Genomic DNA, 17,381 nt, shown 5'->3' with positions numbered 1-17,381 from the left:
ACCTCAATTGCCGTTCTTAGCGTGCTAACCCGCTTCAGGGTCACGCGTTGGTTTGCCATCTTTGCTTTTACCTAAACTCGATTGCGCGGCTTCTATTAGTGTCGCATCGATGATATTAATGTGATCCTCACTCATGAGGATATTTTTGGCTTCGAGCTGACGATTGATCTCGCCTAATAGAATTGATCCCACAAACCGTGCTTGACCAACCAGGTTTTAAACCGCCCCAAAGTGGATGCCTCGGGAATTTCGCCGCCAAGCTTAAGACGGCAAAACTTGCGTAATAACAATCCTCGGTATAAGCATTGAGCTCTAGCTGCACATCGGATATGCAATATACCCTGGTCCGAGTAGTAAGCCTCGAAACAGCGTCGACATAGCTGGGGCAGCCCATTTTAGGAACAAAGATCGAGGATACTAACCGCTCTCAATCTCTGAGCAGGCCAGAGCCTCAGTATCATCAAGGCTGTGAAGAATGGGATGACCTGGCTCAGCAGTAGAGGTGAAGTGTTCGATCTGTGTTAAGAAAGATTTTTGCGTGCCGAATTTTACTAAAAAATACCTTGACTTGCTGAAGTATGCTGAGGTCTCATTATAGTAATTCCAAATAATTTTTCACAAGAGGGCGAAAGAATTGCTCAGTAGGATTGAAGCCAGGAAAGTATGTTGGCAGTGGCAGCATCCGATGGCTTGCATTATCCATGACAATCATGCTTGGTTTATCAAGTTCCTTGAACAAGGAATCTTTGATCAGATAACGAAGCCGGGTAAGATAACAAGCTCTTTCGTATATTACTTCTCTAGGCATACCTACGCGCTTCTTTTTACAATACTAATCTTGCACAATGCTACTCATGTCGCTCGCATGAACACAGAAATGTGCAGTGCAATCAATCAGACGCACTTAATCCTGCATAGGTTGCTTTAACGCCCTTTATCCAAGCTTGCGCCGCCCCAAAACCCATGGTTTTGGGGCGAAGACCATCACGCCGCAGCTAAACCGACACAAAGCTTCCACTCGCGCCTCCCTCTCCCTCCGCCTTCCATTCAAAAATACAACACACTTTGTTAAATTCAGCACCGTCTGGCAGGGAGAGAAGTAAAGCGGGCAAAAAGTACCTGAAGAGCAGGAAGAAGACATCTCGCCTTACGTACCTACGCTAAGCGATTGACACACAAAAAATTTGTTTTTCCAAAACCCACCAAATGCATTATTTCCTATTGGAATCTTTGGTTAATCGATATGAATTCGGTGTGCTGGCATACACTGGAAATATCCAGATCTAGAACACTACTCTTTACTTTCTTACTTCTCCATTCTTGGATATATCCAGGATCATGAATAAGCTCTTAGATATATATAATAGGATATTGTTTTTCTAACCTAAACTAGAGCCGAATCCTAGCTACCATTGACCTAATGCCGCCAGCGGATTACGGTTGATACTAGAAAACCTTAACAACGGGTGTATGCTGACAGGATCTAAGATAATGATTAACAAAGACTACCGCTACTACATCCATAAAACCAGGAAGAGAAAAGCCTCTTGGTATAAGAAATATTGGCCTAGAAAAAAGCATGTGCCCTGGATGATTGCCTTAGGTTGCATTAGCATTTTGGGTGCGGGGATTGGCCTTACTCTCTACGGCCGGGAACTATCAGCATATCCAACTGGCCCACTAGCTCAAATCGACCATCTTACCTTAGCCACTATAGCCTCGCACCAGCCGCCGCCCCCTCTTCTGACTGTCGAAGAACCAACAGCCGCCGTCCAAAAACCCCAAATAGCTACGCCAAAGCCGCCTACTTGGCAGAACATTACCATTAAGAAAGGGGATAATCTCTCCCATATTTTTTCCCGATTAGGCTTAAGCGCTCGCCAAGTCCATGAGGTAATGTCCCTAGGAAATCCTGTACACTCCCTAGCACGCCTGCGCCCAGGCCAATTGCTACAAATAAAACTTGAAGGAGATAACGGTAGCCGACGATTAATAGCCTTACGCCTTAATTTTAGCCCTATTGAGTACCTCGAAGTCCTGGCTGAAGAGGATAAATTCGAAGCTAAACGGATTAGCCGAAATATTGAAACTCGCATTGAAACCATCGCGGGATCCATTAAAAGCTCTCTTTCCGAAGATGGACTTCAAGCCGGTCTTACCAATAAACAAGTCATAGAGTTAACTCAAATTTTTGGTTGGGACATCGATTTTGCACTGGATCTAAGACCTGGAGACAGTTTTAAAGTGCTCTTCGAAGAACATTATTTTCAAAATAAAAAATTGCAAAACGGACCTATTCTTGCTGCTGAATTCACCAATCATGGCAAAACCTTCCAGGCCATTCGTTACGCTGATGCCAGCGGCCACACTGGCTACTATACTCCTGCGGGGTTAAGTATGCGTAAGGCATTTTTACGTACACCCGTTAATTACGCACGTATTAGCTCTCATTTCAACCTCCGGCGTAAACATCCTGTTCTCAACCGAATTCGTGCCCATAAAGGAGTCGATTACGCTGCTCCCATTGGAACTCCAGTCAAAGCCGCTGGTGACGGCAAAGTTCAATTCGTGGGCCGCAAAGGAGGGTACGGCAAAGCCATCGTGCTACAGCATGGCGCTAAGTACAGCACTCTCTACGGTCATCTATCTCGTTTCAAAAGCGGGCTAAAGGCGGGAAGCAAGGTCAAGCAGGGGGCAACCATTGGCTACGTAGGCCAGACAGGTCTTGCTACGGGTCCTCATTTGCATTACGAGTTTTTAGTCAACGGGGTCCACCGCAACCCACTCACGGTAAAATTACCCCAAGCCGCGCCTATTCCCCGCCAACTCAGGCAGGATTTCCAAAAACACGCGGCCAAACTAGAGGCGCAATTGGATGCCGCCGATATCGCTATCGTCCTAAACCAGTCAGGCAAGCGTCAACCAAACTAGATTAAAGATAACATGGCCCAACGTTATATTGGTTTGCTATCCGGCACCAGCATGGACGCCGTCGACGCCGCCCTAGTAGAATTAGAACCGCTTCGTATTTTAGCCACCCATAGCATTCCTATATCGCTAGCGCTGCGGCAGCAGCTATTTGCTGTCATTGAACGCAGCACAACTTCCCTAGGAGAGTTAGGCGCTTTAGACATTCGCCTTGGGCGCCTTTTCGCAGAAACTGCTCTTGAACTATTAGCCAAGGCAAAATGCTCCGTTACTGAAGTCCAGGCCATAGGGAGCCATGGGCAAACCATCTATCATTGGGCTCGTGGTCCAGACCCTTTTACTTTACAGCTGGCTGATCCTAACACTATCGCGGAAATAACAGGTATCACCACAATAGCCGACTTCCGCCGCCGCGATCTTGCAGCAGGGGGACAAGGGGCCCCTCTAGCCCCCGCTTTTCATGCTGCTTTTTTAAGATCCCCCCATTATCACCGGGCAGTGCTAAATATTGGTGGTATAGCAAATATTAGTTTTTTGCCTGCCGACCACAGAACACCAATATGGGGATTTGACACAGGCCCAGGTAATACCCTCATGGATGGTTGGATAAGTCGTCATTTAAACCAATCCATAGACCGAGAGGGACGCTGGGCAGCCTCGGGGCGAGTCAATAAAACGCTATTACGCTACCTACTGACCGATCCCTATTTCTCCCTTCCTCCCCCCAAAAGCACAGGCCGGGAGTACTTCAATCTAGTCTGGCTGGATCATATACTTAGCAAAACGGGAATAAAGCTCTCTCCCCCAGATGTCCAAGCAACTTTATGTGCTCTTACTATAGCTAGCGTAAAGCTTGCGATCCAAAGCTCTAGCCCCCACACAGAAGAACTCCTGATTTGCGGGGGAGGCGCTAATAATGAGACCCTAATGGAGGGGTTGCGGAAACAGTTAGCATTCTGCCGAGTCACCACAACCACAGCCTATGGAATCCCTCCCCAGTGGGTGGAAGCCTGCACCTTTGCCTGGCTGGCTAAGCAAACCTTAGAAGGTCACCCAGGGAATTTACCTGAAGTGACCGGGGCTAGGCATCCGGTTATTCTTGGCGCCATTTATCCCGCTAATGCAGCGGTTAGTTCCCGGACATAGAACTCAATATCTTCCTCATTCCGGAGTTCAGTAGCGCATACCAAGAGAGTATCGTTTAACTCTGGATAAGCTTGCTCTAACTTTACTCCGGCTAAAACTCCTCCTTGCCCTAAGACAGATAACACCCGCGAAGCTGGGACAGGGAAGCGTAGCACCGCTTCATGGAAAAAAGGTTTTTCAAACACCTGCTCCACTCCGGGGAGCGCCGTTAGCCGCTTGACTAAAGCCATGGTATTAGCGTGACAAGCAGTGGCAACTTGGGCTAACCCTTGGGGACCTAGCAATGCCATATATAAAGTAGCCGCCGTCACCATCAAACCCTGATTGGTACAAATATTCGAGGTGGCTTTAGAGCGGCGAATATGCTGCTCTCGAGCCTGTAACGTGAGGGTATACCCTGGCTTACTCTCTAAGTCTACGGTCCGGCCGACAATCCGCCCCGGTAACTGACGAACGTGAGCCTGCTTACAAGCCATAAATCCAAAATAGGGTCCACCGCTAGCAAGAGGTATTCCTAAAGGCTGGCCCTCGCCGCAGACAATATCAGCACCCGCCTCACCCCATTCACCGGGTGGTTTCAATAAAGCCAGTGAAGTAGGATTAACGACGCCAATGACGAGCGCCCCCCGCTCATGAGCCCAATTGGTTAGGGTATCGACTTCTTCCAAACAGCCAAAATAGTTAGGTTGGGGGATTACTAAAGCTGCAAAATCCTTTTGGATAGATTCCAAAGTTTCCGGCTCTACAACACCGCTACCGAAATCATAAGAAATCTCCTGCAGGGAAATCCCCTGATCTCCCACTAGCGTAGCCACCACCTGGCGGTAGGCAGGATGGACCGTTGCAGGCAGGAGTACGCAGGAGGATTTCCCCCTGCGGCTCAGGCGGACCGCCATGAGCACGGCCTCGCCCAGGGCAGAAGCGCCATCATAGATAGAAGCATTGCTTACCTCCATACCCGTCAGCGCCGTCATCATGCTTTGATATTCATAAATGACTTGGAGCGTACCTTGACTCGCCTCCGCCTGATAAGGCGTATAAGCACTATAATATTCGCCCCGTGAGGTAATTTCCCAAACCGCTGCTGGAATATGATGCTGATAAGCCCCCCCACCGGCAAAACAAACCGTTGGACGGTTCTGTGCCGCTCGTTCTTGCAATAGTCGGCTCACCTCCATTTCATTCAATCCTGGAGGGACAGCATCAAAGTCGGTAGTTCTCAAATCGGCAGGAATTTCGTCGAAGAGAGTCTCAATATCAGGCACTCCTGCAGTTGCCAGCATAGCGCGTATATCTTCATCAGTATGGGGAATAAATGGCATGACATGGATCTCCTAATACGGCACTAACCCTCGGCAGCAATCATATCGGCATAACCCTTGGCATCGAGCAGCCGGTCCAAGTCCGCGGTATTATTTGGGCGCAACCGAAACAACCACCCATCATCATAAGATTTCTGGTTAATAAGCTCCGGCTGATCCGTAAGTGAAGTATTCACTTCAATAATCTCTCCTTCCACCGGGGCATACACATCGGATGCCGCTTTTACCGATTCAATAACCATGCACTCCACACTGGCACGAACGGTAGTACCGACTTCAGGTAGTTCAATGTAAACTATATCGCCTAGCATCTCCTGGGCCTGATCTGTAATACCTACCGTCAAGTCACCCTGCCCTGCTTGCCGAACCCACTCATGAGTCTTGGTATATTTTAATTCTGCGGGAATTTCGCTCATAACTCTCTCCTAATTTCACTTATCACATTGTTTATAGTCGGCCATAATGGCTAACCAAATATCGTATGCGTGCTGCTAGATCCGGTTTTACCTGTGGCCAGTTAAAATGCCAGCGCCAATTATTATTCTCGATCATTCCAGGTAAATTCATGCGTCCCTCGCTGCCCAACTCCAAAAGATCTTGCATTGGCACCACTGCATGCTTAGCTACTGACTGGAAGGCACATTCAATCAACGCCCATGGCATAGGCTCAGTTGGAAATCCTAGGCATTCATAAACATGGTGGCGCTTATCTTCAGAGAGACTGTTGAACCAGCCCAAGATAGTATCGTTATCATGAGTACCTGTATACACTACGCAGTTTTCCAAATGATTTTCAGGAAGATAAGGATTGTCCGGTCCGCCCTCAAAAGCAAATTGTAAAACTTTCATTCCAGGTAAATGAAACTGATCCCGTAATGCGTCCACCGCCGGAGTAATAACCCCCAAATCTTCAGCCACCAATGGCAAAGATCCATAAGAATCTTCCAGGGCACGAAACAAGGCTTCGCCAGGCGCTTTTACCCAACGCCCCTTAACCGCTGTTTTGCTACCAGCTGGGATCTCCCAGTAGGACTCAAGGCCGCGAAAATGGTCGATACGGATAATATCGCACAACTTTAACTGGGTGCGCACCCGCTCTAACCACCAACTAAACCCATCGTCCTCGAGGCGATCCCATTGGTACAGAGGGTTGCCCCAGCACTGGCCAGTTGCCGAAAAATAATCGGGAGGCACTCCCGCCATTGCCGTTAACCGGCCCCCTCTATCCACGGTGAAATATTCCGGTCGAGCCCAAACATCAGCACTATCGTGAGCAACAAAAATAGGCATATCACCGAAGATTAATACCCCATGTCCATTAGCATAATTTTTGAGCCTTGACCATTGCCGAAAGAAAATAAATTGCTCAAAGCGGTTACGATCCATCAAGGTCTCTAGCTCCTGCCCCACTGCTCCAAGTTCCTTGAACACATGTCCGCGCAACTTTTGAGGCCATTCAAACCAAGGAGCATTATCCTGAGTCTCCCGCAAGGCTTGAAATAAAACATAATCCTCTAGCCAAAAAGCTTGCTCACGACAAAAAGCAGCAAATTCAGCCCGTATCGCCTGGCTAGCATAGAGAGTAAAACGGCGATAACCTTGCCATAGCGCGACCCCGCAGTCGCTCAAATCAATGTCACAGACACCAAACCAAGGCTCCTCAGCCAGGAATTGCAAAGAGATCAATTTTGGATTACCAGCATGAACCGAGAGGCATTGATAGGGGGATAAATCCTCGTGGGTGGGCCCCAGTGGAAGAATTTGCCAAACAGTAATACCTGCCTCCGCTAGAAAGTCCACAAAACGGTAGGCGTCTATGCCTAAATTGCTGCCCGGCAAAGATGTGACATGAAGTAGAATTCCCCCGCGCCGCCGTCGAAATGGCCTATCTTTCACCCTCCCCATCCCCTCAACAGGAATTCCCCGTATCTATGATTTTCATGGTGGTGGAAAGCAAGAAAACCCCTACCCATGGAGAAGAAAAAAGGCTATTAATTATCAACTTGCACTAGATTAGTTCCCATTTCTGCCTGCAAACCACGAGCGCCCATCGAAGTGGACAACGCTGTTCGCATGCCGTCAGCTTGAGGATTTGTAAGTAGAGAACACTAGCAATAAAATGCCTTTCCTAGATTCTGGCATCAAAACTAGTAATGCAGGATAAACAGTCCTTTATCAACCGTCAACGGATATAGCGGTATTTTTGACCCAGCATCTCCGGGGTTACTAAGACCACCCCTTCCTCCGTAACGTAGAAACGTCTTTTATCCTCTTCCAGATCTTCACCAATCACCGTACCATCAGGTACGTTACATCCCTTATCCAAGATCGCCTTCCTAATATGGCAATGCTTACCTATCTTCACATCCGGCAATATTACACTGCTAGCCACCTCTGTATGAGATTGCACCCATACATTGGAGAATAACAATGAATGACCTATCCATGCACCAGCGATGATGCATCCCCCCGAAACCATAGAATCCACAGCCATTCCCCGTCTATCTTCGTTATCAAAAATAAATTTTGCGGGAGGAAGCTGAGCTTGGTAGGTCCATATCGGCCAATCCTCATCATAAAGGTTCAATTCCGGACTGACTCCGATCAACTCAAGATTAGCGTTCCAAAAGGCATCCACCGTCCCCACATCGCGCCAATAGCCAGGATCCCCCCCTTGGACATCACTGAAAGGGAAAGCAATTACTCGATAATGGCTACGTAGGATGGATGGAATAATATCCTTACCAAAGTCATGAGAAGAATTAAAGGCATCCGCGTTTTTAATCAGTTGTTCATAAAGAAAAGCGGCATTAAAAACGTAAATACCCATAGAAGCCAAGGTTTCGTCAGATCGCCCTGGCGAGGGTTGAGGGTGCTCTGGCTTCTCCGTAAACTCCGTCACTCGAAAATTCTCGTCTACACTCATAACGCCAAAGGCCTTGGCTTCCTTGAGCGGAACATGGATACAACCAACGGTCATATCGGCTTCGCGCTCCACATGGTAAGCTAGCATATCTCCATAATCCATCTTGTAGACATGATCGCCTGCCAGAATGAGTACATATTCCGGGTTATGGGAGCGGACAATATCGAGATTCTGATACACTGCATCAGCAGTGCCCGCATACCAGGAGTCTTCAATCCGCTGTGAGGCCGGCATCAATTCCACAAACTCGCCCAGATAGCCCCGCATGAATCCCCAGCCTTGCTGAATATGACGAACCAGCGAATGGGCTTTATATTGCGTTAATACGCAAATACGGCGGACGCCGGAGTTAACACAGTTAGAAAGAGGAAAATCGATAATGCGGAATTTACCTCCGATAGGTACCGCAGGCTTAGCTCGCCATGCTGTTAAATTCTTTAACCGAGAACCTCGCCCTCCAGCGAGAATTAGCGCCAAAGTATCACGGGTAAGACGGCTAACAAAACGTGCGCTATAATTTTTTGTCATTAGTTAAAAACCTTAGCGGGGCGTCCTTCCTTATCCCTCAAACCTTTATCGTCTACCTTTTAAAATATAGTATAGCGTATAACCCTCAAAATATAAGTGCATCATGACCAATTCTCAGTATTCCCCGCAACCCATGGCTGCGGAATTTTCAGAAGCAATGGAGAAACTCGTAAACGCTTGCTATTCAGACCCGTTTAGAGTGCTAGGACCTCACCCCTATCAAAAAGGCATCGTTGTGCGGGCCTATCTCCCCCACGCGATCCAGGCATGGATTGGAACTGAACCTCCTCAGGAGATGGCGCGATCCTCGGCAATAAATTTATTCGAATGGCATGGAAAGGCCAAAGCTCTCCCCCTGCCCTATCAGGTTTTATGGGAGGACAAGATGGGATTTACCCACTATGAGTACGATCCCTACTGTTTCCCCCCGCAGCTTTCCGACTACGATCTTCATCTTTTTGGAGAAGGAAAACACTGGCACGTCTACCGTATTCTCGGCTCCCACCCCGTAATCGTAGATGGAACCAGTGGCGTTTTATTTGCCACATGGGCGCCCGAGGCTGAGCGAGTAAGCATAGTGGGAGATTTCAACCGCTGGGATGGCCGCTGTCACCCCATGCAACTTCGAGGTTTGACCGGAGTCTGGGAGCTATTCATCCCTGGTTTGAAGCCGGGGACTCTCTATAAATATGAACTCCGTAACCGCAACCGTGGGTCAATTCATCTCAAATCCGATCCTTACGGGCAACGATTCGAACAGCGCCCCCACACAGCCTCTATTGTAGCAGCAAAAACCAACTACCTATGGCAAGATAGGAAGTGGATGGAGCAACGCAAACAGTTTGATTGGTTACATCAGCCAATTTCAGTCTATGAGGTCCACCTAGGATCTTGGCAACGGGGGGAAAATGGTGCTTTCCTTAACTATCGCCAACTGGCCCGACAACTTGTGGATTATGTCCTAAAAACAGGCTTTACCCACATTGAGCTTCTGCCGGTTACCGAGCACCCCTTGGACGCTTCCTGGGGCTACCAAACAACCGGCTACTTCGCACCCACGAGCCGCTTTGGCTCACCTGATGAATTCCGCTACTTTGTAGATCATTGTCACCTCCATGGCATTGGCGTACTTATGGATTGGGTGCCGGGACATTTTCCTAAAGACGCTCATGGGTTAGCCCAATTTGATGGCAGCGCCCTATACGAGCACGAAGATCCCCGCTTAGGGGAACATCGGGACTGGGGAACGCTTATTTTTAATTATGGCCGCCATGAAGTAAGAAATTTTCTGCTTTCTTCTGCCCTCTATTGGCTCGAAGAATTCCATATCGACGGCCTACGGGTAGATGCGGTAGCCTCGATGTTATATCTAGATTATTCTCGCCAAGAAGGAGATTGGATACCCAACAAATATGGAGGCCGAGAGAATCTTGAAGCCATCGACTTTCTACGGGAACTGAATAAGGTGCTTCACGCACAGCATCCAGGAGTTCTGGTCATTGCAGAAGAATCCACCTCTTGGCCTATGGTTTCCCATCCAATCTATGTTGGAGGTCTGGGCTTCTCCATGAAGTGGAATATGGGCTGGATGAATGACACCCTCTCTTACATGAGCAAAGATCCTATATACCGCCATTACCATCACGACGCTCTTACCTTTGGGCTACTGTATGCCTTTAACGAAAATTTCATGCTCCCTTTATCCCATGACGAAGTGGTCCACGGTAAGCAATCCCTACTCTACAAAATGCCTGGAGATGAATGGCAGCGATTTGCCAATCTCCGCCTGCTCTATACTATGATGTTTACCTATCCCGGTAAAAAACTGTTGTTCATGGGCTGCGAATTCGGGCAGGGAGAAGAATGGAACGAATCCCGATCTCTAGATTGGTATTTACTGAACTATCCTGTTCACCAAGGTGTACAAGCAGCTATCAAGGATCTTAATCACCTCTACCGCAGCCTCCCTGCCCTTAATTACTATGATTTCGCCAAAGAAGGCTTTGAGTGGATCGACTGCCATGACTCCGCCCAATCGGTGTTAAGCTACCTGCGCCTAAAGGATGGAGATTTTGTGATCGTGGTATTAAATTTTACCCCAGTACCTCGTACTAATTACCGCCTCGGGGTTCCGAAATCCGGGGTTTATTTAGAGTGCTTCAACTCAGATTCTACTTACTATGGTGGCAGTAATATGGGCAACAGCCAAACCATCCAGACCGATAGCATTACCTGGATGGGACGGCCCTATTCCATCAATATTACGGTGCCTCCGTTAGCGGGAATCGTGCTGCGATTAAAAACACCGGCAAGCAAAATGCCCGCTACTGCGCCTCTTAGCCCCGGAAAATAAAGCGCCTATCTTTTATAGGTGACGGATACGCTTATAATAATTTATTAGGCCGTTGGTAGAAGAATCGTGGCTATTCACCTCCTCGCCACCCTGCAGCTCCGGCAAGATTGTTGTGGCCAACTGCTTGCCTAATTCTACTCCCCATTGATCGAACGAATTAATATCCCAAATAAGACCCTGGGTAAACACTTTATGCTCATAAAAGGCAATCAACGCGCCTAATGTCCAAGGCGTCAGCTTAGAGAAGAGGAAAGAATTGCTGGGACGGTTGCCGTCAAAAAGCTTGTGGGGGATAAGCGCCTCTACCTCCCCCTTAGCAAGATTCGCCTCTTCCAGCTCCGCTCTCACCTCAGCCTCGTCTTTTCCTTTCATTAGGGCTTCGGTCTGAGCAAAAAAATTCGATAATAATATCTGGTGATGTTCTCCAAGAGGATTATGGGATTCAGCAGATGCCAGGAAATCCGCCGTTATCAAAGGCGTCCCTTGATGCAAAAGCTGGAAAAAGGCATGCTGGCCATTGGTACCAGGCGCTCCCCAGATAACATTACCCGTAGCATAATTCACGGATGCTCCGCCGCGGGTCACATGTTTGCCATTACTTTCCATCTCCAATTGTTGTAAGTAGGCGGGAAACCGTTCTAAATACTGATCGTAAGGCAAAACAGCATGGCTTTGAGCCCCTAAAAAATTAATATTCCAGATACCCACTAAGGCGGCAATTACCGGTATATTTTGCTTGAGGGGCGTCTCCTGAAAATGCTTATCCATCTCGTGGGCACCTTCAAGCAATTGTTCGAAATTTTCCATGCCAAGATAAAGGGCTATGGATAACCCAATAGCACTCCAAAGAGAATAACGGCCGCCAACCCAATCCCAAAACTCAAACATATTGCAGGGATCAATGCCAAATTTTTCTACTTCAGACCGGTTGGTAGAGACCGCAATAAAATGCTTAGCTATCGCCTTATCATCAGGTGCGGCACGAAGAAACCAATTCCGTGCGCTATGAGCGTTGGTTAAAGTTTCCTGAGTCGTGAAGGTCTTTGAAGAAATTACGAACAAGGCGGTCTCGGGTCGAATAGTTTTGAGAGTTTCGGCTAATTGGGTTCCATCGATATTAGAAACAAAATGGACCCGGAAGCCAGATTTAGCATAGGGCTGCAGGGCTTCAGTCACCATGGCGGGACCCAAATCAGAACCACCGATCCCAATATTGACAATATCTGTTAAGCGCTCTCCGCTAAACCCTCGCCACTGACCACGATGCACCCTATCGCAAAATTTCCCCATACGCTCCAAAACAACGTTCACCTGGGGCATCACATCCTTGCCCTTTACCATGATGGGGCGATTAGCACGGTTGCGTAATGCAACATGTAGAACCGGGCGATTTTCCGTATTATTAATCGGCTCGCCGGCAAACATGCGGCTAATCCCTTGCTGCAGTTCTCGCTCACGGGCTAGGTCGAGAAGAAGTTTCAGCGTTTCCTCTGTGATCCGATTCTTAGAAAAATCAAATAATATGCCATTGAAAATAAGAGAAAACTTATCAAACCGTTGAGGATCGGCTGCGAATAAATCCCGCATATGCTGCTTCTTTATGCAGCCATAATGTTGGAGAAGGGAAGCCCAGGAGCGAGCCTGCGCTAGATAAGGTTTCATCAGTTTCCTCAAATTTTAACTTTGGAGCTGCTGCTTAATATAATCGGATAATTTGTCTTGAGACACTAATTCCTGAGGCTGCCCCTGGCGTAAATCTTTGACACTGACCGTCCCCTGGACGATCTCATCTTCACCCAAAATAAGCGCCCACCGGGCACCACTGCGATCAGCACGCTTCAATTGGCTTTTAAAACTTCCGCCACCATAATTTACCTGTAGTCGCGCAGCTGGAATGGCCTCTCGCAGCCGCTCGGCAAATAATAACGATTCCCGCTCTGCCTGTGGACCCACAGCGACCAAATAGAGATCGGCAGGAATCGGTGCTTTCAAGCGGCCTTGCTCGCCTAGCAGTGCGACTAAGCGATCCAAACCCAGCGCAAAACCAACCGCAGGTATAGATTGCCCCCCTAACTGTTCTACCAAACCATCATAGCGTCCGCCCGCACAAACCGTCCCCTGAGAGCCTAGCTGATCGCTTACCCACTCAAAAACTGTTCGCGTATAGTAATCTAAGCCTCGAACTAGCCGTGGGTTAATTTTATAGGCAATATCGGCACTATCAAGCGTATGCCGCAGAGCCTCAAAATGAGTGCGCGAATCGTCATCCAAATAATCTAAAAGCTGGGGCGCCTGTTCAATTATTTCTTGTAATGCAGGATTCTTGCTATCCAAAATACGTAACGGGTTACTGTGAAGTCGGCGGCGACTGTCTTCATCTAGGACATCCTCATGTGCCGTAAAAAAATCCACCAAACGTTCCCGATAGGCAATCCGTGCTGCGGGGGAACCAAGGGAGTTGAGTTGCAAGCGCAGATCCTGCAGCCCTAACCGTCGCCAGAAACGGGCCGTCATCAGGATAAGCTCAGCATCCACATCAGGCCCCTTGGTGCCCAAAACCTCCACCCCAATTTGATAAAATTGGCGATAACGACCCTTTTGCGGCCGCTCATGGCGAAACATGGGTCCGTAATACCATAGGCGCAAGGGACCTTGGGTAAGCAAGCCATGTTGCAAGATAGACCGGACGCAACCCGCCGTACCTTCTGGCCGCAGGGTTAAACTATCTCCATTACGGTCAATAAAGGTATACATCTCCTTTTCAACAATGTCGGTAACCTCACCAATAGAGCGTCGGAATAACTCCGTGGGCTCTAATAGGGGCAGGCGGATTTCTTGATAACCATAGCTAGCTAGTACTCTAGATAAGACCTCCTCTACCCGTTGCCAATGGGGAGTCTGATTTGGAAGGAGATCGTTCATCCCCCGGATAGCTTGTATCTTTTTCACTACACCTAAACCTTATTTATTTAGAGGAAAAACCTCCAGGCAGCCACATTCCTACCTACGGCTCTATGTTTAGCCATATTTTTATTCAAGTTTTTTCCGCCAGGGCGCTGCTGCCTCCTCTGCCAAAAAGGTATCCGTACGGATTTTGCGGCACGAATGGAATGTCAGTAGTTCTTCTCAGAACCACCTATCCTAACCCCTACTGTCTATCCAAGCTTTTTTGCAGGAGCTTAGCTTCTGGGGAATCGGGAAAATTCCGCCTCAACAATAAAGCATAGCTAGACACCGTATCCTCATTGCCCAATTCACGCTCAATTCTGATGCCAAGCCATAAAGATTTTGGGGTATGCCGAGCCCCTACACGATAACGTTGCAAATACTCCTGCGCTCGTTGGTAATGGCCTTTCTCAAAACTTATTTCAGCCATATGGTATAAAGACTTGGGTAGCCTTGGCTCAAGCTGCAAGGCCTTGCGATAATATCTCTCCGCTTTATCGAATTCCACTTGCTTTTGGGCAGCCATTCCTGCATTCTCGTAGGCTAGTTCCGGTGTACCATATAAAGGATTCTTAACGGCTTCCAAGAAGCGTGCCTCCGCATCTCCATAATGCCCCTGGTTATAAAGAAAAACTCCGTAATTGTTTTGAGCTTCCGAATACTCCGGATCCAACTTTATAGCCCGCTGAAAATATTTTTCTGCCTCCTCCGCCTGGCCTAAGCGTTGCTTGAGAAGAGCCAAGGCATTGTAGGCACTAGGAAGCTTCGGGTCTTGCTGGATAGCGCGCTCTAGCTTTTTTAACGCCTGCTCCAACTCGCCTTGCTTAAAATACTCTACCCCTAACTGAACATTAATCTTGGCTGCCTTCTCCTTGTCAATCGAGGGTATATCCTGCTCTTGAGAGGAGAGTATTGAGGCACAACCCGCGAAGCCAAGTAGCATAATGGCGAATACACCGATCATTCTAGGCTTCATGACGCTAACGGAGACCGGGGTAAAACACTCACCAAACGCTGCCTATCCATGGTACGACGAGTACGATCTTGAACCCGGCCTGCCAACTGACCACAGGCAGCTGCAATATCATCGCCACGAGTTTTACGGGTGACAGTCATGATTCCTCCCCGTAACAATTCTTCCCGAAAGCGATCAATGGTCGCGGCATCAGAACGACGATAAACACTACCCGAAAAAGGATTGAAAGGAATGAGATTAACCTTGGCAGGCAAGCCTCGTAATAACCGCAACAAAGCCCGGGCATGCGGAAGAGAATCATTTACACCAGCCAACATAACATACTCGAAGGTGACGGCGCGCCTTCTATCCCCAGCAACATAGCGCCGACATGCTGATAACAAATCCTGCAAGGGATATTTTTTGTTTAGGGGAACAAGTTCATCACGCAGCTTATCAGTGGGTGCATGGAGAGAGACCGCAAGGTTAACTGGGCAAACAGCTCGTAGCCGATCCATGGCGGGAACCATCCCTGCAGTGCTAAGAGTTACACGACGCCACGACAATCCGTAAGAAAAATCGTCTAGCATTAAATTCATGGCGGTAACAACGTTATTGAAGTTGGCAAGGGGTTCTCCCATACCCATCATCACCACATTAGTAATGATGCGCTCACCCTTGGGATCCCGTCCTAGGGTTTTATTCGCTAGCCACAGCTGACCAATAATTTCGGATACCGCTAAATTACGGTTAAATCCTTGCTTTCCCGTGGCACAAAAAGAGCAATCTAGAATACAACCTATCTGGGATGAAATACATAATGTACCCCGATCTCCTTCGGGGATGAACACCGTTTCAATACAGTTGTTCCCATGCATGCGTAACAACCATTTATGGGTCCCATCGGCCGAACGATGCTGCTTAATTATCTCCGGAAGGGAAATCACCGCACTCTCCGTCAAACGCTCCCGTAGCGACTTATTAAGATCAGTCATAGCGCTAAAATCTGTGACAAACCGCTGGTGGATCCAACGAAGTACCTGGCGGGCACGAAAAGGTTTTTCACCGAGACAGGTGAAAAAAGCATCCAGCCCAGCTCGATCCAGATTAAGCAAATTGGTTCTGGAGTCGGTCATAATAATAAGAAACTTTGGCCTTTAGCCGATCCGCGGGCAAATATCTTCTGACTTAAAGAAAAAATTGATTTCTTGCTCAGCCGTCCCTGACCCATCAGAACCGTGAACCGCATTAGCGTCAATATTTTCCGCAAAATCGGCGCGGATCGTGCCCGGAACCGCTTCTTTAGGATTGGTTGCCCCCATTATCTCCCTGTTTCTGGCAATAGCGTTCTCTCCCTCCAAAACCTGCACCATGACTGGGCCCGAGGTCATAAACCCAACCAAATCGTTATAAAAAGGCCGATCCTTGTGGACCGTATAAAACTCTTGGGCTTGCTCCTTCGACAAGTGGAGCATTCGGGCCGCCACAATCCGTAGACCCGCATTTTCAAAGCGGGTATAAATCTCCCCGATGATATTTTTGGCAACCGCGTCCGGCTTAATAATGGAGAGGGTGCGTTCAATCACCATTTATACTATGCTCCTTACAGAATACAGAGAAATATTTCAATAAAAATTAAAGAACTCCTGAAAACGAATTATATCATCTTAGCCAGCGCTTATGCCCAGAACAATGTAAGCTGCATAGATGTTTGAAGTTTTTACTTTTAATAACAAACGCTTTTCATAGTTCAAATTATAATTCTGAATATAATAAAACAACATACCTAATACCAATATGGCTCCAAAAATGCCGGTGTCTCCTCTGTTGACATTAATCGCCATGCTTATTAGTTTGGCAGTCCCCATAGCAGCAGATAGCGCCTACAAATGGACGGATGAGAAAGGAGTTACTCACTATTCTCAACGACCGCCACCTGATCAGGAAGCTAAAAAAATGGCCTCGCCACCTGCTCCAGATAAGCCAAAAATGCCTTCCAAATCTTTAAATGCACGCCTTGAACGCTTGGAGCAAGAACAAGCTGCTCGAGAAGAAGCAGTAAAGCGACAAACGCAAGAAAAAAAGCAACAAGCTATCCGTAAACACAACTGCGAAGCAGCTCACAAAAATTTGGAATTATACAGGGGAAATCCTCGTTTGCGCATTGGTGACGGCAGTGGCAATTATACCCGTTTAAACGAGGAGGAACGGCACGCCCATATTACCGAAGCAAAACAGCAAATTGAAGCAAACTGCGATTGAACGTCAATAGATTGT

General features: G+C 47.9%; 14 protein-coding genes. 4 read left to right on the top strand and 10 right to left on the bottom strand.

The genetic code is table 11. The annotated features are described in order from the left end of the window. Positions 1–24: 24 nt before the first annotated feature. Positions 25–192: a hypothetical protein gene (locus NOC_RS17295; RefSeq protein WP_002808820.1), complete on the bottom strand. Its 168-nt coding sequence runs from the start codon at positions 190–192 to the stop codon at positions 25–27. Positions 193–1,491: 1,299 nt separating this feature from the next. On the opposite strand from NOC_RS17295, the gene NOC_RS04950 reads away from it, so the two are divergent. Further along, positions 1,492–2,931 carry a peptidoglycan DD-metalloendopeptidase family protein gene (locus NOC_RS04950; protein ID WP_002809843.1) on the top strand — a complete coding sequence of 480 codons (1,440 nt, stop codon included), beginning with the start codon at positions 1,492–1,494 and terminating at the stop codon, positions 2,929–2,931. Positions 2,932–2,943: 12 nt separating this feature from the next. Continuing rightward, positions 2,944–4,074: an anhydro-N-acetylmuramic acid kinase gene (locus NOC_RS04945; RefSeq protein WP_002810387.1), complete on the top strand. Its 1,131-nt coding sequence runs from the start codon at positions 2,944–2,946 to the stop codon at positions 4,072–4,074. On the opposite strand, the gene gcvPA is transcribed toward NOC_RS04945, so the two are convergent. The 4 genes from gcvPA to glgC form a co-directional block, all read right to left on the bottom strand. Beyond that, on the bottom strand, positions 4,038–5,396 hold the full coding sequence (gcvPA, locus tag NOC_RS04940) for an aminomethyl-transferring glycine dehydrogenase subunit GcvPA (protein ID WP_002809013.1): 1,359 nt from the start codon (positions 5,394–5,396) through the stop codon (positions 4,038–4,040). The genes NOC_RS04945 and gcvPA overlap by 37 nt on opposite strands. A gap of 23 nt (positions 5,397–5,419) precedes the next feature. Further along, positions 5,420–5,812, bottom strand: coding sequence for a glycine cleavage system protein GcvH (gene gcvH / locus NOC_RS04935; protein WP_002811469.1), 393 nt, complete (start codon positions 5,810–5,812; stop codon positions 5,420–5,422). Positions 5,813–5,843: 31 nt separating this feature from the next. Next, positions 5,844–7,301, bottom strand: coding sequence for a 4-alpha-glucanotransferase (gene malQ, locus NOC_RS04930; protein WP_002809653.1), 1,458 nt, complete (start codon positions 7,299–7,301; stop codon positions 5,844–5,846). A gap of 277 nt (positions 7,302–7,578) precedes the next feature. After that, positions 7,579–8,850, bottom strand: coding sequence for a glucose-1-phosphate adenylyltransferase (gene glgC / locus NOC_RS04925; protein ID WP_002809109.1), 1,272 nt, complete (start codon positions 8,848–8,850; stop codon positions 7,579–7,581). 103 nt (positions 8,851–8,953) lie between these two features. Here glgC and glgB point away from each other — a divergent pair, with 103 nt between their 5' ends. After that, positions 8,954–11,203: a 1,4-alpha-glucan branching protein GlgB gene (gene glgB, locus NOC_RS04920; RefSeq protein ID WP_011330510.1), complete on the top strand. Its 2,250-nt coding sequence runs from the start codon at positions 8,954–8,956 to the stop codon at positions 11,201–11,203. Positions 11,204–11,215: 12 nt separating this feature from the next. Here glgB and pgi read toward each other — a convergent pair whose 3' ends face one another. The 5 genes from pgi to ndk all read right to left on the bottom strand — a co-directional run bounded on the left by pgi (position 11,216) and on the right by ndk (position 16,693). Beyond that, the gene (gene pgi, locus NOC_RS04915) at positions 11,216–12,865 is read right to left on the bottom strand and encodes a glucose-6-phosphate isomerase (protein WP_002810426.1); all 1,650 of its coding nucleotides are present in this window, start codon (positions 12,863–12,865) and stop codon (positions 11,216–11,218) included. Positions 12,866–12,880: 15 nt separating this feature from the next. Further along, complete coding sequence (hisS, locus tag NOC_RS04910; protein ID WP_002809878.1) at positions 12,881–14,152, bottom strand: histidine--tRNA ligase; 1,272 nt, start codon at positions 14,150–14,152, stop codon at positions 12,881–12,883. A 199-nt stretch (positions 14,153–14,351) separates the two neighbouring features. Beyond that, on the bottom strand, positions 14,352–15,113 hold the full coding sequence (gene pilW, locus NOC_RS04905; RefSeq protein WP_002808962.1) for a type IV pilus biogenesis/stability protein PilW: 762 nt from the start codon (positions 15,111–15,113) through the stop codon (positions 14,352–14,354). An 8-nt stretch (positions 15,114–15,121) separates the two neighbouring features. Beyond that, entirely contained in the window at positions 15,122–16,240 is a 1,119-nt protein-coding gene (locus tag NOC_RS04900) for a bifunctional tRNA (adenosine(37)-C2)-methyltransferase TrmG/ribosomal RNA large subunit methyltransferase RlmN (protein WP_002810450.1), read from the bottom strand. 21 nt (positions 16,241–16,261) lie between these two features. Further along, positions 16,262–16,693: a nucleoside-diphosphate kinase gene (ndk, locus tag NOC_RS04895; protein WP_002811566.1), complete on the bottom strand. Its 432-nt coding sequence runs from the start codon at positions 16,691–16,693 to the stop codon at positions 16,262–16,264. 220 nt (positions 16,694–16,913) lie between these two features. Between ndk and NOC_RS04890 the strand changes: the two genes are divergently transcribed. Beyond that, a complete protein-coding gene (locus NOC_RS04890) occupies positions 16,914–17,366 on the top strand; it encodes a DUF4124 domain-containing protein (protein WP_036497198.1) in 453 nt (150 codons plus the stop codon). The last annotated feature ends 15 nt before the right edge of the window (positions 17,367–17,381 follow it).

The sequence above is a fragment of the Nitrosococcus oceani ATCC 19707 genome (assembly GCF_000012805.1).
GTDB classification, from domain to species: domain Bacteria; phylum Pseudomonadota; class Gammaproteobacteria; order Nitrosococcales; family Nitrosococcaceae; genus Nitrosococcus; species Nitrosococcus oceani.
The sequence above is the reverse complement of the archived record's forward strand: the minus strand, read 5'-3'. Positions and strand labels throughout refer to the sequence as shown.

Bases quoted from the DNA above. Each gene is read 5' to 3' on its own strand.
- glgC (WP_002809109.1), bottom strand. From the start codon at position 8,850: ATGACAAAAAATTATAGCGCACGTTTTGTTAGCCGTCTTACCCGTGAT.
- ndk (WP_002811566.1), bottom strand. From the start codon at position 16,693: ATGGTGATTGAACGCACCCTCTCCATTATTAAGCCGGACGCGGTTGCC.
- NOC_RS04950 (WP_002809843.1), top strand. From the start codon at position 1,492: ATGATTAACAAAGACTACCGCTACTACATCCATAAAACCAGGAAGAGA.
- gcvH (WP_002811469.1), bottom strand. From the start codon at position 5,812: ATGAGCGAAATTCCCGCAGAATTAAAATATACCAAGACTCATGAGTGG.
- gcvPA (WP_002809013.1), bottom strand. From the start codon at position 5,396: ATGCCATTTATTCCCCATACTGATGAAGATATACGCGCTATGCTGGCA.
- NOC_RS04945 (WP_002810387.1), top strand. From the start codon at position 2,944: ATGGCCCAACGTTATATTGGTTTGCTATCCGGCACCAGCATGGACGCC.
- NOC_RS04890 (WP_036497198.1), top strand. From the start codon at position 16,914: ATGCCGGTGTCTCCTCTGTTGACATTAATCGCCATGCTTATTAGTTTG.
- pilW (WP_002808962.1), bottom strand. From the start codon at position 15,113: ATGATCGGTGTATTCGCCATTATGCTACTTGGCTTCGCGGGTTGTGCC.
- glgB (WP_011330510.1), top strand. From the start codon at position 8,954: ATGACCAATTCTCAGTATTCCCCGCAACCCATGGCTGCGGAATTTTCA.
- malQ (WP_002809653.1), bottom strand. From the start codon at position 7,301: ATGGGGAGGGTGAAAGATAGGCCATTTCGACGGCGGCGCGGGGGAATT.
- pgi (WP_002810426.1), bottom strand. From the start codon at position 12,865: ATGAAACCTTATCTAGCGCAGGCTCGCTCCTGGGCTTCCCTTCTCCAA.
- NOC_RS04900 (WP_002810450.1), bottom strand. From the start codon at position 16,240: ATGACCGACTCCAGAACCAATTTGCTTAATCTGGATCGAGCTGGGCTG.